Here is a 14,164-nt window from a genome sequence, read left to right on the forward strand (position 1 = left end):
CTTCCGGGAACGCGACCGGATGCCTGTGGACAAAGCGCTGTCGGGTTTCCGTCAGGAGCGGGAACCCGCCACGACGAGCCCGCGACCAACCCGCCGGGAACGGTTACGGTTCCTTTCGAAGCGTCTTTAACTAAATTTCACCGGACCGCTTCCGCCCCATCGCTCCGGAGGAACAGATGAGTCGATTGCGCATGCTCGCCGCCACAGCCAGTGTCGCGGCCACCGCCCTGATCACCGCCGCCGGCGTCTCCCTCGCGAGCTCGGACGCCACGACGGCCAACGCAGCCGTCGCGGCGCCACAGGCGACCAGCGGCGGCGTCAAGACGGCGTACTTCACCCAGTGGGGGATCTACGCCAACGCCTTCTATCCCAAGAACCTGATCACCACCGGAGCCGGCGCGAAGCTGGACTTCCTGAACTACGCGTTCGCCAACATCGATCCGGTCAACCACACCTGCTTCATGGCCAACAAGGCCGCGTCGCAGGACGAGAACAACCCGAACGCCGGCGACGGCGCCGGAGATGCGTTCGCCGACTACGGCAAGTCGTACGGCGCGGACATCAGCGTCGACGGGGTCGGCGACGTCTGGAACCAGCCGATCCAGGGCAACTTCAACCAGCTCAAGAAGCTGAAGGCGAAGGTGCCGAGCCTGAAGATCCTGATCTCGATCGGCGGCTGGACGTACTCGAAGTACTTCTCCGACGCGGCCTCCACCGACGCCAAGCGCAAGGCTTTCGTCAGCTCCTGCGTGAACATGTTCCTCAAGGGCGACCTGCCGGTGATCGACGGCTTCGGCGGTCCCGGTACGGCGGCCGGCATCTTCGACGGTGTCGACCTCGACTGGGAGTACCCGGGCTCGCCCAACGGTCACGTCGGCAATCACTACAGCGCTGCCGACAAGCACAACTTCACACTGCTGCTGGCCGAGTTCCGCGCACAGCTGGACGCGTACGGCGGGCAGACCGGCAAGAAGTACTACCTGACTGCCGCCACCCCGGCCGGGCAGGACAAGATCGCCACGATCGAGACCGACAAGATCGGGCAGTACCTCGACTACAACAACGTGATGACGTACGACATGCACGGCGGTTGGGAGGCCACCGGGCCGACGAACTTCCAGGACCCGCTCTACACGGCGCCGAACGACCCGAGCAACCCGATCCCGCCGGGTCAGGGCAAGTACTCGGTCGACTCCGCGGTGAAGGCGTGGACCACCGGCGACTCGGCGTACGGCATCCCGGGAGGGTTCCCGGCGAACAAGCTCAGTATCGGATATCCCTTCTACTACAGGGGATGGAAGGATGTTCCGGCCGCTGACAACGGCAAGTACCAGGCTGCGAGCGGACCGGCCGACGGACACGCGCTGAGCGGCAACGTGCCGGGGGTCTCGTTCTACAAGGAGCTCACCGGCTTCGTGGACAACCCGTCCGCCGCGCACTTCGACGACACGACCAAGTCGTCCTGGTTCTACAGCAACGGCACCTTCTGGTCCGGTGACAACGCCCAGTCGATCAAGGCGAAGGCCGACTATCAGCACTGCAACGGGCTGGCCGGCGCGATGATGTACTCGCTCGAGGCGCTGGACCCGGGGGTCACCCTCTTCAACAACGTGGTCGACTCCGTCAACGCCGGCACGGCCGGATGCAGCAGCCCGCCCACCACACCTCCCACCACACCACCCACAACACCGCCGACGACGCCTCCTACGACGCCGCCGACCACACCTCCTACCACGCCACCCACGACTCCCCCGACGACTCCCCCGACGACGCCGCCGACCACACCGCCCGGCTCGGCCACCCCGTGGGCCCCGAACACGACGTACGCGACCGGTGCGCTCGTGAGCTACGACGGCGTCACCTACAAGTGCATCCAGGGCCACACGTCCCTGGTCGGCTGGGAGCCGCCGAACGTCCCCGCACTCTGGGGCCGGGTCTGATCACGTACCGCCCACTGATCGGAGCATCATGAAACGCATCTCTCTGGCGATAGCGGCCGTCACGGCCGTGGTTGTCGCCCTGCTGACCGCACAGGCAGCCAACGCGGCAGGTGTCACTGCCAGCTTCACCAAAGTGTCCGACTGGGGCACCGGCTTCGAGGGCAAGGTGACCGTCACCAACGGCACCACCAGCTCTCTCAGCACCTGGTCGGTCGCGCTGGACTTCCCGTCCGGCTACACCGTCAGCTCTACGTGGGACGCAACCCACACCAGCAGCGGACAGACGCACACGTTCACGCCGCCGAGCTGGGCCGGCCCGCTAGCTCCTGGCGCGACTGTCAGCTTCGGCTTCAACGGTAGCCCGGGCAACTTCCCCGGTCTCGCCGCGTGCCGCTTGAACGGCGGCTCGTGCTCAGGCGGCGGTGGCGGCACCGTCCCCGGTGCACCCACAGGTCTCTCCGGTACGTCGTCCGCGTCGTCGGTGAGCCTCACGTGGTCGGCCGCGTCCGGTGCGACCAGCTACAACGTCTACCGGAACGGTACGAAGGTCGGCAGCCCGACCAGTACGTCGTACACGGACTCGGGACTCGCCGCGAACACGACGTACAGCTACCAGGTCAGTGCGTCGAACAGCGCCGGAGAAGGGGCGAAGAGCAGCACCATTTCCGTCAAGACCGGCACCGGTGGCGGCAACACCGGCACCAAGCAGGCCGCGCCGTACCTCTACATGGGCTGGGGTGACCCGCCGAACCCGGCGACCGTGATGAACGCGACGGGTATCAAGTGGTTCACGATGGCGTTCGTCCTGTCGTCCGGTGGCTGCAACCCGGCCTGGGACGGCAGCCGTCCGCTGCAGGGCAGCGCCGACGCCAACGCGATCGCCCAGATCCGCGCGGCCGGTGGCGACATCGTGCCGTCGTTCGGCGGCTGGAGCGGTAACAAGCTCGGCCCGAACTGCGGCACCCCCGAGGCGCTGGCCGGCGCGTACCAGCAGGTCATCAACGCCTACAGCCTGAAGGCGATCGACATCGACATCGAGAACTCCGACGAGTTCGAGAACGAGGCCGTCCAGGACCGCATCCTGAACGCGCTGAAGATCGTCAAGCAGAACAACCCGGGGATCCGGACCATCGTCACGTTCGGTACGTCGACGACCGGTCCGACGTACTACGGCAACCGGCTGATCGACCGGTCGAAGGAACTCGGCGCGAACATCGACGTGTTCACGCTGATGCCGTTCGACTTCGGCAGCTCGAACATCTACAACGACACGGTCGGCGCGTCCCAGGGCCTGAACAACAAGCTGAAGGCCACCTTCGGCTGGTCCACCGCGGAGGCGTACGCGCACCAGGGCATCTCCGGTATGAACGGTCTGTCCGACCAGCAGGAGATGACCACGACCGCGACCTGGCAGAACATCACCAACTGGGCGAAGAGCAACGGGCTCAGCCGGCTGGCGTTCTGGTCGGTCAACCGTGACCGCGGCTGCGCCGGCGGCGGCGTGGTGTCCAACTGCAGCGGAATCGCCCAGGCCGACTGGGACTTCACCCGCATCACTGCAGGCTTCTAAGAAAGAGAGGCTGGGTGCGGCGTCAGCGCCGCACTCAGCCGGCCTTGATCGCTTCGATGATCAGGCCGTTGCGGGCGTTCTGCCCGAGCGGCTTCGAAGGGTGCAGGCCGTCGCGGAGCAGGCGGGCCAGCCGGTTCGGGCTGGAGGCCAGGTGCTCGGCCCAGCGCACGATCCGCAGGTTGTCGTAGCGACGCTGGGCGTCGGCGAGCTGCAGGTTGATCCAGGCGCTGTTGCGCTGGTCCGCCACCTTGATGTCGGGACCGTGCGCGGTACGGGCTGCCTGCACGTTGACCCAGTAGACGATCCGCTCCTCGCCGACGATGCGCATGGTCCGGTCGACCTGGGCCTCGAAGGCCGGCGGCATGAAGATGTCGTTGGACCCGACCGACATCAGGATCCGGTGCGGCAGGCCGTACTGCTGCGCCCACAGGTCGAGAGCGTCGACCGCGGGGGTCACCGGCCGTCCGGCCCAGTTGTGGACGGCGATGTTGATCCCGAGCTGGGTCAGCTGCCGGGCGAGCGCCGGTCCGTCCTGGACGCCGATGCTGTCGCCGAACATGAAGACACCGTCGGTCTCCCGGGCCTTGCGAATCTGCTGCTCGTTCGAGATCGCCCGTGCCTGGCGCTCCCAGGCACCGAGCACGCCCGAGCCGTAGGCGCCGAGGGAAAGCAGTCCGGCCGCCGGCGAGCCTGGGACCGCCTCCGCCGCGGTGGCGGCGGCAACCGTCGACGCAGCCGCCGCGGTCCCGGCCGCGAACAGCAGCCGGCGACTCGGCCGGAACGAACCCAGACGCTTCCTCACGAGGGAAAGGGTGCGGGGGAAAGCCCTCTCTGTGCAAGTCGACACCGCGAAATTGGGACGAACGCTACGGAAGTCACGGCCAACGCGGTCAGCTGGTCGTCACCGGGCGCGATCTGACGAACGTCCGGAACCGCTCGGCCGCGGGCGTCAGCGGCATGCTCAGCCGCCACGCCATACCGATCTCCCGCCGGGCCCGTACGCCGGCCAACGGAACGGATACCGCGCCGCTGTCGTTCCCACGGACCGCACCGGCCGGAAGGATCGCCACACCGAGACCGGCACCGACCAGGCTGTCGATCGTCGCGAGGTCGGTCGCCTCGAACGCCAGCCGCGGACTGAACCCGGCCTCCTCGCACAACCGGTCTGTCACCCGCCGGAAGCCGAACCCGGGCTGCAGACCGACGAACGCCTCATCCCGGGCCGACTCCAGCTCGACCCGGCGCCGGGAGGCGAGCGTGTGACCGGGCGGCACGTGGAGATACAGCCGCTGCCGCTCGAGCAGGTGCCAGCCGAAGCGTGCCGGGTCCGGTCGCGGCGCGATGATCGCGATCTCGGCCTCACCGCTCTCCAGGTCCTGGACGATGTCGTGCGCCGGCTCCTGTCGCAGCGCGAACCCGATGTTCGGCCCCACCGCCCGGAAGGCCTTCAGCAGGTCCGGCATCAGGCTGGTCGCGACCGAGTGCAGGAACGCGAGCCGCACCGTGCCGGACTCCGGGTCGAGCAACGCGTCGATCCGGCGCTTCGCCGTATCCACCGCGGCAGTCCCTGCTCGCGCCGCATCCAGCACCAGCCGGCCGTACGGATTCAGTCGCACGCCGCGACGCTCCCGCTCGAACAGCGGCACCCCGAACGCTCGCTCGACCCGCTGCAGCGACCGGGACAGATTCGGCTGACTCGTCCCCAGCGCGGCAGCCGCCTCGGTGAGGTGCTCGGTCTCGGCGAGTACGACGAACCACCGCAGATCCTCGACATGCATGCGAGAAGCGTATCGATTTCTGCCGAGATCGACATTTTACGTATCACTCCGGCCGTGCGACCGTCGAAGACATGCACCAGTCCGTCGCCCGCCAGACCGGGTACCTGCCCGGAGACCCGGAGTACCGCAAGTTGTCCGTCGCGCTGTTTGCGGCTGGGCTGGCGACGTTCGCTCTGCTCTACAGCACGCAACCGCTGCTGCCCCAACTGGTCGACGCGTTCCACGTCTCGCCCAGTCAGAGTGCGTTCAGCGTGTCGTTCGCGACGTTCGGCCTCGGTCTGGCTTTGCTGATCGCCGGTCCAGCGTCCGAGGTCCTCGGCCGGACCAATCTGATGCGCTGGTCGGTCGCTGCGACGTCGGTGTTCGCGCTGCTCAGCGCCTTCGCGCCGACGTGGCACCTGCTGCTCGCGCTGCGCGGTCTGCAAGGAATCGCGATGGCCGGGCTGCCGGCGGTCGCTATGGCGTACCTGCGCGAGGAGGTGCACCAGGACAGCCACGCGCGCGCCAGCGGCCTCTACATCGCGGGTACGGCGGTCGGCGGTATGGCGGGCCGCCTCATCGCAGGCGGGTTGTCGGACCTCGGCGGGTGGCGTTTTGCGACCGCCGGGATCGCCGTGGTCGGCGTACTGTGCGCGGCTGTCGTCTGGCTGTTGCTCCCCGCGTCAAAGAACTTCCACCCGAGCGCTGCGCGACCACACGACCTGTTCCGCGTACTGCGTGACCCGGCGCTGCTCGCGCTCTACGGGATCGCTGCGACGGCGGTCGGCGCGTTCGTGGCTGTCTACAACGGAGCAGTCTTCCGGCTGTCCGGTTCGCCGTACGGGCTGAGCGCCGGCGCGGCAGGACTGGTCTTCTGTGTCTATCTCCTCGGGTCAGCCGGTTCAGCGACGGCAGGGGCGCTCGCCGATCGGTACGGGCGGCGGGCCGTGGTGCCGGTCGGGTGCCTGATCACGCTGGCCGGTGTGGCGATCACGCTGGCGGCTCCGCTGCCGTTGATCGTGCTGGGGCTGGCTGTGATGACCGCTGGCTTCTTCGCGGTACACGGGGTCGCCAGCGGCTGGGTACCGGCTCGGGCGCATGCGAGCGGCGTCGGGACCGGACAGGCGTCGAGTATGTACCTCTTCGCGTTCTACCTGGGCTCCTCGGTGTTCGGAGGGCTCGCGGGTACGGCGTGGAGCCGCGCCGAGTGGACCGGGGTGGCGGCCGAGGCTGGAGCATTGTTCCTCGTGACGCTGGTGCTCGCGCTGCTGCTGAAGAACGTTCCCAGCCGAGTGCAAAACTAAGTGGGTGACCAAAGCGACCGATGCGGCTGATCAGTTGGGGCTCACCTACGAGGTGACCAGGCACGGCCGGGTGAACTCGCTGGAGGAGGCCGCCGCGGCGCGCGGCATCGAGCCGGCGCGACTGATCAAGACGATCGTGGTGCGGCTGTCCGACGACGACTACCGGTTCGTGCTGGTGCCGGGCGACCGTGAGATCGCGTGGCCGAAGCTGCGGACGCTGCTCGGCGTGAACCGGATCTCGATGCCGGACAAGGACACGGCGTTCGACGTCACCGGCTACGTCCGCGGGACGATCACACCGCTCGGAAGCACCCACGCCTGGCCGGTGATCGCGGACGAGCGAATCACCGGCACCATCTCGATCGGCGGCGGTGACCACGGGGTGGGGATCACGGTGGACGCCGAAGCCCTGACCAAGGCCCTGAGCGCCACCGTGGCGGACGTCACCGACTGAACCCAAGCGAAAGCAGGCGGCTACACGAGCAGTCCCTGCTGCCCGGCTCGGAGGCCGGCTTGGAATCGGGTGGTGGCGTCCAGGGCCCTGAGGATGCGCTGCATTCGGCGTTCTACAGTCCGTTGGGCCACACCCAGACGCCGGGCGATGGCTTGGTCTGTCAGTCCGGCGGCAGCCAGGGACAGGAGTTGCTGGTCGTCCGCCGTGAGTGGGCCTTCGGAGAGGGACGGAGTCAGCGGACTGGCCTCTCGCCACAGTAGGTCGAACAGCCGCAGTAGGGCGTTGAGGAGGCTCGACGGTCCTAGCTCTACGACGACATCCGGCCCGGTCGGGAGGAGCGCCGTACGACGGTCGACGATGACCAGCTTCAGCGGTACGTCGCGCAGCATCCGGCAGCAGCCCGACGATCGAGCCGCGGCCAGATCGCCGGGCTCGGACAGTGACGCCATGTCGTAGATCGTCCGGTAGGTCACACCACGGGCCGCGAACACGGCGTACGGCAACCGGTCCACCACGAGTACTTCGTCCTGTGCGCACTGCTGCGCCTGGTAGAACCGCTGTGCGATCGCCTCGGCGCCACGGATGACCGTGAACGCGTCCGGCTGTCTGAACTCGGCTGTCAGCGCCGCAGCACCTAGCCGGGCCTCCACGATCGCTGCCTGCTTCCGCAGCGCGAGCAGTTCGACCGCAGCGTCTGGTACGGCGGGCACGTAGCGGGCGGGCCGGCCCGGCGTCCGGGACGCCAGGCCGAGGGACAGCAGTGACTTGAGATGCCGGCCGACTCGGTTGGCCGGCCAGTCGACTGACATGGCCAGAGAGGTCGCTGTGGACTCCGGGCGGGCCAGAAGCGCCCGGTAGAGCTGCTCGTCCTCCGAGCAGACACCGAGCGCCTCCAGCAGCGGAGCCGGTCGATAGCTGTGCATGATCAGGCGCGCGATCAGGGTAAGGCGTGCACGTGGCCGCCGACCTGAGTCGCGAACTGGTTGACGTTCGACGCGTCCCAGTTGGTCGACCAGGTCATCGCACCGCGCAGTGACGGCCACGGGGTGCTCGGCTTGTAGTTCCCGCACCCGGTGCCCTTGGCCAGGCAGTCCAGCGCATTGTTGACCACAGTCGGCGACACGTACCCGCTCCCGGCCGCTCGCGACGACGCCGGCAGGCCGAGCCCGACCTGGTCGGGACGCAGGCCGCCCTGCAGCATGATGCAGGCCTGGGCGGTGATGAAGTCGACCGAGCCCTGCGAGTACACCTGGCCGTCACAGCCGTTCATCGAGCCCGAGTTGTAGTACTGCACGTTGACGATGGTCAGGATGTCCTTGATCGCCAGCGCGAGCTTGAAGTACTCGAACGACGTGCTCTGCATGTCGATCGTCTGCGGCGCCATGGTGATCACCAGCCCGCTGCCGAACTGGCTCTGCAGGCTCCGCAGTGCCTGACCCATGTACTGCGCGTTGACCCCGTTCTCCAGGTCGATGTCGATCCCGTCGAACCCGTACTCGCGCAGCACCGAGAGAGCGCTCGACGCGAAGTTGGACGCTGCCGTCGGGTCGGCGACCGAGATGGTGCCGTTCTGACCGCCGACGGACAGGATGACCTTCTTACCGGCCGCCTGCTTCGCCGCGATGTCCGCCTTGAACTGCGCGACCGTGTACCCGCCGAGCCCGGCGCTGTCCAGGTTGAATGTGATGCCGCCCGGCTTCGACGCGTCCGCGTCCGCGAAGGCCACAGCAATCAGGTCGTACGCCGCCGGCACGTCGGAGATCTTCTGCACCGTGGCACCGTTGTTGAAGTTCTGCCAGTACCCGGTGAGCACGTGGGCGGGCAGGCTGCCGACCGGTGGGTTGGTGCCGCCGTCGGACGTCGTCCCCGAGACAGCCGCGCCGTACGGCGAGCAGTTGCCGCTGGGGTCACACGCCCGGACCTTGAACGAGTAGGTCGTCGACGCAGTAAGCCCGGTAGCGGTCCAGCTGGTCACATTGCCGACGCTCTGCGCGGCCCCGGTCCCTCGGACGACGTCGTAGTGGTCGATGCCGTTCGCGTCGGACGCGGCGGACCAGGTCAGCTTCAGCGAGCTCGAGGTCGGGCTGCCGACCGCCAGACCACCCGGGGTCGACGGCGGCGTGGTGTCCTGCGTCCCACCAGGCCCGTCCAGTACGACGTCGTCAACCTGGTACGCCGGGAGCGCGTACCAACTGTGGACGTAGATCGTCACGGTAGACGAGGCACCCGTGGTGAACGGCACGGTCAGCTGACTCCACCCGGAGCTCGTGGTCCACGTCGAAGGACCACCGTCCACACCGAGGTAGACGTTCGACCCCTTCACCCACGCCGACAGCGTGTACGCCGTATTGGGCTGGACCGCTATCGCCTGGGAACACCGGGCGATGTCACTCCCATTCGACGTCGCCTCGAGGGCGTACGAACCGGAGTGCGGCGCGGACGCCGTGACGCCGCCGGCCGGACATGACCAGCCGGAGAGCGTGCCGGACTCGAAGCCGGCGTTGGTGACGAGATTGGCGGCCGCGGAGGCGGAGCCGGGGACCAGGAAGGCCATGACTACGGCGAGCAGGCTGATGACGACCGCTGCCTGGGGGCGGTGTGCAGGCGGTTTCATGCCTTACAACCTGTGACTGCTCAATTACATTGTCAAGACCCTACATAAAGTGAGAACGCTCCCACGCGCAGAAAAGCGAGAATCTTTACGCTTACTTCGCTGATCGGAGAAAGGCGACGGCCCCCGGCGGGGGGGTGACCGGGGGCCGTCTTCGGCCACGGGCTCGGGGGGAGGAGCCGGGGGCCGTTCAGGAGGCGACAGTCTGCCACTGTCAGAGAGTTTGTACCCCCCGAGTTCGGGCTTCACACATCTCAGTTCAATTTCAACTGCTTGCGTTTCGCCCAAGCGCCAGTCCCACCCGATCGGGTGCTTCCAGCCAGTGTCACTGTCACACTGCCGACTAGTCTAACGGGATACCGGCCCCCGCAAAAGCCCGGGTCCCCCGGCGTTTCTCCCGACTGCCTATCCTCGACTGCATGGCGCATCCCGGAACGGCTCGATCGGCGGCCTTCTTCGATCTGGACAAGACCATTCTGGCCCGCTCGAGCACGCTGGCGTTCTCGCGGCCGTTCTACGCCGGCGGCCTGATCAACCGCCGGACGGTCCTGCGCAGCGCCTACGCCCAGTTCGTCTACCTGCTCGGCGGCGCGGACCACGACCAGATGGAGCGGATGCGCGAGTACATCTCCGCGATGTGCACCGGCTGGGACGTCTCGACGGTGCAGGCGATCGTCGCCGACACCCTGGAGCACATCGTCCGGCCGATGATCCACACCGAGGCGGTCGAGCTGATCGCGCAGCACCACGCGGCCGGCCGGGACGTGGTGATCGTGTCGTCGTCCGGCGCCGAGGTGGTGGAGCCGATCGGCGCGATGCTCGGCGCCGACCGGGTGATCGCCACCCGCATGGTCGTTGCTGACGGCAAGTACACCGGAGAGATCGCCGAGTACGCGTACGGTCCGAACAAGGTGACCGCGATGAAGGCACTGGCCGCGACCGAGGGCTACGACCTCGCAAGCTCCTACGGATACTCGGATTCGATCACCGACGAGCCACTGCTGGCCGCGGTCGGGCACCCGCACGCGGTCAACCCGGACAAGGCGTTGCGCCGGGTCGCGCTCGAGCGCGGCTGGCCGATCCTGGTGTTCGCGGAGCCGGGCGAGCGTGCAGGTTTCCACGCCGTACGACGCCCCGCGCTGGCGGCCGGCCTGGTCGCGGCGATCGCCGCCGGAGCACTGCTGCTGGCCTCCCGGCGGCGGTCCCGGACGAGCTGAAAGCTGAAGCGCGCTTCATTGTTCTCAACTCCATGAAGGCCTCCGCTTCCCCTTCACAGAAAGGGGTTTCAGGAGTACAAAGGAATCAACAAAGGGCCTCAGGGTCCGGTAGAGATTGCACGACAACCCAGGTACCCACGCGGCGACCAGCCCATCCCAAACGGGCAGCGCGACCCAGGCTCGTCCTGTGGCGGCAAACAGGTGCACGCATGGTAACCAGGGCGACGTGCCAGCGACGGCGTTCTCACTCGAGAACGCCGTTCGCATGTTCTCAGGACGAGAGCGGCGAGAGCTCGGCACCTCGTGTCACGGCCTCGCAGGACCGCAGCAACCAATCACGAACGCCGGTCAGTCCTCGCGCTGTGTAGTCGGTGAGACCCGACGCATAGGTCGCCCGCAACACATAGTGACCGCCCTCCGGAACCGTGACCGCCACCGGGTCGATGCCCCGGGCAACCAACAGCAGGCGCTCGGCGGCCCGGGCGACGAGTCCGTTGGCCGCCGGGAACGGGCGTAGGACGGCGAGCTCGGCGTGCACGATCGCCGCGACGACGAGACCGGGCGCCTTGGTCGGGCGGGTCAGGTTCTGCGCGAGGGCGCTCAGCCGCTCCCACATCTCGTCCGCACCGGGCGCCGGCGGCAGCCCGGGGATGTCGTCCGGCAGCGGTTCGGCCCTGGTCCGGAGATGGCCCAACTGGTCCTCCGCGACCAGGTCGGCGGCGGCCAACTGGTGCAGTCTGGTCCAGACCTGCACCGGCGCCTTGTCCACCTGTGGCGCGAGCGACATCAGCTCGCCGGTCATCCGCACCGCACCGGCGACCAGTCCGTCGGTGTCACCGCGCCGTACGTCGTCCAGAACAGCCGTGCTGCCGGCCAGCGCCGCTGAGGCGTGCGCGCCCCGCAGCAGGGCCTCGGCGGTCATGTCCGAACCGACCCGGCGCAGCCCGCGATCCCGGAGCAGTACGTCGACCGCGTCCCGGGCCGCCCGTGCCGCCGACCCGACCCCCTCGAGACCGGCCAACGGCTCGAACACATCAGTACTCATAGCTGCACCATAGGATGACTAGGCATGGCGCTCGGCACCGTCCCCAGGTTCAGCATCGTGGTTCCCTGCCATGCCTCGCGGGCCTGGCTGCGGCCGTGTCTGGACTCGGTGCTCGGGCAGTCGTTCACCGACTTCGAGGTGATCGGGGTGGACGACGCCGATCCGGACGGCTCCGGCCGGATCCTGGACGAGTACGCCGCCGCCGACGCGCGGGTCCGGGCGCTGCACCTGGAGCAGAACGTCGGCCTCGGACCGGCCCGGAACGCCGGCCTGAAGGAGTGCCGCGGCGAGTACGTGCTGTTCCTGGACGCGGACGACGTCTACCTGCCGGGCTCGCTGGAGGCCATCGCGGCCCGCATAGACACCGCCAACCAGCCGGACCTCGTGCTGTTCGACTACGAGCGGGTCTTCTGGGACGGCCGCGTCATGGGCAGCCAGCGCCATGATGCGTTCGCGCGCGAGGGCGCCGGGGTGTTCACGGCGGCCGAGCGGCCGATCTTCCTCACCTTCCTCGAGGTGGTCTGGAACAAGGCCTACCGCCGCCAGTTCCTGACCCGGCATGGATTCGCGTTCACGGGCGGCTTCTACGAGGACGCGCCCTGGACGTACTCGACGATGCTGACCGCGGAGCGGATCGCCACCCTCGACCGGGTCGTCGTGCACTACCGGCAGCATCGCACCGGCGGCAACATCCACGCCACCAGCGGGCGCCAGCAGTGGGACATCTTCGACCAGTACGACCGGGTGCACGCGTTCATCCAGTCCGACCCGGAGCTGGCCGGCTGGCGCCGGTTCGCGTTCGACCGGTCCTTGGACCACATCCTCGCCGTACTCGCCAAGCCCGAGCGGATCGACGCCGACGACCGGGCCGAGTTCTTCCATGCGGCGCACGCCTTCGCCAAGCGGTGGAAGCCGGAGGGGTACGGCGCCGACCGGACCGCCCGCGGGTTCAAACGCTGGCTGCTGATCCACGACGACTATGCGACCTACTCCACGCTCAAGCTGAGCGCTCGGATGCTGCACGTCCCGAGTGCGGGCAAGACGGTCGGCAAACTGCTGCGGCGCGGCAAGCTCGACCCGAACCTGGTCGCGTACGCCGCCTACTGGTTCAAGCAGTACGCCTGCAACCCGCGCGCGATCTACGAGAAGGCGGCCGAGCTGGCGCCGCACCTGCGCGGCGTGTGGGTCGTCGACAACGAGCACGTCGACGCGATCCCGGAGGGCGTCGAGTACGTCGTCGCGGACTCCCCGGCGTACGAGAAGCTGCTCGACAAGGCGACGTACTTCGTCAGCAACATGAACTGGCCGAAGAACCTGGACAAGCGCGAGGGCCAGATCCACCTGCAGACCCAGCACGGTACGCCGCTGAAGACGATGGGCACCGACCTACGGCACCATCCCCAGGCGTGCAGGGACCTCGATCTCGACGAGCTCATGCGTCAGGTCGATCGCTGGGACTTCAACCTGTCCTCGAACCGGTACTCGTCGGAAATCTGGGAGCGCACCTACCCTTCGTACTTCGAGGAGCTCGAGTACGGCTATCCGCGCAACGACCGGCTGCTCAACGCGTCCCTGGAGCAGGTCCGGGCGGTGCGCGCAGCGCTCGGGTTCGACGACTCTCACCTGGTGATCCTGTACGCGCCGACGTTCCGCGACGGCGTCGACTCGGTACGGCTGCCGACCGGGCTGCAAGACCTCGGCGGGACCGGTGTCCGGCTCGACCTGGACCAACTGGCGGCTGCGGCCGGTGAGCACGGCCGGGTGCTCGTGCGCACCCACTACTCGTTGTCCGCAGCACCGCAATCCCACTCCGGCGTGGTGATCGACGTGTCGCGGCACCCGCGGGTCGAGGACCTCATGCTGGCGGCCGACGTACTCATCTCGGACTATTCGTCGATCACCTTCGACTACGCGAACCTCGATCGGCCGATCATGCTGCACGTCGAGGACCAGGCGTTCTACGACGGCCGGCGTGGCACGTACTTCGACGTCGCCGAGTTCCCGCCCGGTGTGGTGGCACGGTCCGCCGAGGAGTTGTACGCCGCGCTCCGGAACGGCACGTTCGCCGCGCCCGAGGCGGCCAAGCACCGGCATCTGTACCGGGAGAAGTTCTGCGAGTTCGACGACGGGCGCGCGGCAGAACGCGTCGTACGGCGGGTGTTCCTGGACGACACCGACGTACCGCCGATCACGCCGTTGGCCGAGCGGTCTCCGGCGCCGTCGGCGTACTTCGTGCATAATGGCTGACATGTCGATCAGCCTGAAG

The 14,164-nt window shown here is 68.0% G+C and carries 11 protein-coding genes; 6 read left to right on the forward strand and 5 right to left on the reverse strand.

The window, feature by feature from the left end:
• Positions 1 to 176 precede the first annotated feature (176 nt).
• Together EV651_RS18695 and EV651_RS18700 are read left to right on the forward strand one after the other, a co-directional pair.
• A complete protein-coding gene (locus EV651_RS18695; protein WP_133786486.1) occupies positions 177 to 1,940 on the forward strand; it encodes a glycosyl hydrolase family 18 protein in 1,764 nt (587 codons plus the stop codon).
• Between the two features lie 28 nt (positions 1,941 to 1,968).
• Entirely contained in the window at positions 1,969 to 3,510 is a 1,542-nt protein-coding gene (locus EV651_RS18700) for a cellulose binding domain-containing protein (protein ID WP_133786487.1), read from the forward strand.
• Between the two features lie 34 nt (positions 3,511 to 3,544).
• Here the strand turns inward: EV651_RS18700 and EV651_RS18705 are convergent, their stop codons facing one another.
• Both EV651_RS18705 and EV651_RS18710 read right to left on the reverse strand, forming a co-directional pair.
• Positions 3,545 to 4,312, reverse strand: coding sequence for a hypothetical protein (locus EV651_RS18705; RefSeq protein ID WP_238157041.1), 768 nt, complete (start codon positions 4,310 to 4,312; stop codon positions 3,545 to 3,547).
• Between the two features lie 88 nt (positions 4,313 to 4,400).
• Complete coding sequence (locus EV651_RS18710; RefSeq protein ID WP_133786488.1) at positions 4,401 to 5,288, reverse strand: LysR family transcriptional regulator; 888 nt, start codon at positions 5,286 to 5,288, stop codon at positions 4,401 to 4,403.
• A gap of 71 nt (positions 5,289 to 5,359) precedes the next feature.
• On the opposite strand from EV651_RS18710, the gene EV651_RS18715 reads away from it, so the two are divergent.
• Positions 5,360 to 6,571, forward strand: coding sequence for an MFS transporter (locus EV651_RS18715; RefSeq protein WP_133786489.1), 1,212 nt, complete (start codon positions 5,360 to 5,362; stop codon positions 6,569 to 6,571).
• Positions 6,572 to 6,575: 4 nt separating this feature from the next.
• Positions 6,576 to 7,025, forward strand: coding sequence for an aminoacyl-tRNA deacylase (locus EV651_RS18720; protein WP_133786490.1), 450 nt, complete (start codon positions 6,576 to 6,578; stop codon positions 7,023 to 7,025).
• Positions 7,026 to 7,045: 20 nt separating this feature from the next.
• Here the strand turns inward: EV651_RS18720 and EV651_RS18725 are convergent, their stop codons facing one another.
• Both EV651_RS18725 and EV651_RS18730 read right to left on the reverse strand, forming a co-directional pair.
• Positions 7,046 to 7,948, reverse strand: a complete 903-nt coding sequence (locus EV651_RS18725; RefSeq protein WP_133786491.1) for a LuxR family transcriptional regulator — start codon at positions 7,946 to 7,948, stop codon at positions 7,046 to 7,048.
• A 14-nt stretch (positions 7,949 to 7,962) separates the two neighbouring features.
• Positions 7,963 to 9,639 (reverse strand): chitinase, encoded by a 1,677-nt coding sequence (locus EV651_RS18730; RefSeq protein WP_133786492.1) that lies wholly within the window; start codon positions 9,637 to 9,639, stop codon positions 7,963 to 7,965.
• Between the two features lie 416 nt (positions 9,640 to 10,055).
• On the opposite strand from EV651_RS18730, the gene EV651_RS18735 reads away from it, so the two are divergent.
• Complete coding sequence (locus EV651_RS18735; RefSeq protein ID WP_133786493.1) at positions 10,056 to 10,853, forward strand: HAD family phosphatase; 798 nt, start codon at positions 10,056 to 10,058, stop codon at positions 10,851 to 10,853.
• Between the two features lie 271 nt (positions 10,854 to 11,124).
• Here EV651_RS18735 and EV651_RS18740 read toward each other — a convergent pair whose 3' ends face one another.
• Positions 11,125 to 11,898, reverse strand: coding sequence for a Fic family protein (locus EV651_RS18740; RefSeq protein WP_133786494.1), 774 nt, complete (start codon positions 11,896 to 11,898; stop codon positions 11,125 to 11,127).
• A gap of 24 nt (positions 11,899 to 11,922) precedes the next feature.
• On the opposite strand from EV651_RS18740, the gene EV651_RS18745 reads away from it, so the two are divergent.
• Positions 11,923 to 14,145 carry a bifunctional glycosyltransferase/CDP-glycerol:glycerophosphate glycerophosphotransferase gene (locus tag EV651_RS18745; protein ID WP_133786495.1) on the forward strand — a complete coding sequence of 741 codons (2,223 nt, stop codon included), beginning with the start codon at positions 11,923 to 11,925 and terminating at the stop codon, positions 14,143 to 14,145.
• Positions 14,146 to 14,164 lie beyond the last annotated feature (19 nt).

This window comes from Kribbella sp. VKM Ac-2571, from assembly GCF_004362255.1.
GTDB classification, from domain to species: Bacteria; Actinomycetota; Actinomycetes; order Propionibacteriales; family Kribbellaceae; genus Kribbella; species Kribbella pratensis.

What these genes read in the sequence shown, in the direction of transcription:
- EV651_RS18695 (WP_133786486.1), top strand. Translation starts at nt 177, where the DNA reads ATGAGTCGATTGCGCATGCTCGCCGCCACAGCCAGTGTCGCGGCCACC.
- EV651_RS18700 (WP_133786487.1), top strand. Translation starts at nt 1,969, where the DNA reads ATGAAACGCATCTCTCTGGCGATAGCGGCCGTCACGGCCGTGGTTGTC.
- EV651_RS18710 (WP_133786488.1), bottom strand. Translation starts at nt 5,288, where the DNA reads ATGCATGTCGAGGATCTGCGGTGGTTCGTCGTACTCGCCGAGACCGAG.
- EV651_RS18715 (WP_133786489.1), top strand. Translation starts at nt 5,360, where the DNA reads ATGCACCAGTCCGTCGCCCGCCAGACCGGGTACCTGCCCGGAGACCCG.
- EV651_RS18725 (WP_133786491.1), bottom strand. Translation starts at nt 7,948, where the DNA reads ATGCACAGCTATCGACCGGCTCCGCTGCTGGAGGCGCTCGGTGTCTGC.
- EV651_RS18730 (WP_133786492.1), bottom strand. Translation starts at nt 9,639, where the DNA reads ATGAAACCGCCTGCACACCGCCCCCAGGCAGCGGTCGTCATCAGCCTG.
- EV651_RS18735 (WP_133786493.1), top strand. Translation starts at nt 10,056, where the DNA reads ATGGCGCATCCCGGAACGGCTCGATCGGCGGCCTTCTTCGATCTGGAC.
- EV651_RS18740 (WP_133786494.1), bottom strand. Translation starts at nt 11,898, where the DNA reads ATGAGTACTGATGTGTTCGAGCCGTTGGCCGGTCTCGAGGGGGTCGGG.
- EV651_RS18745 (WP_133786495.1), top strand. Translation starts at nt 11,923, where the DNA reads ATGGCGCTCGGCACCGTCCCCAGGTTCAGCATCGTGGTTCCCTGCCAT.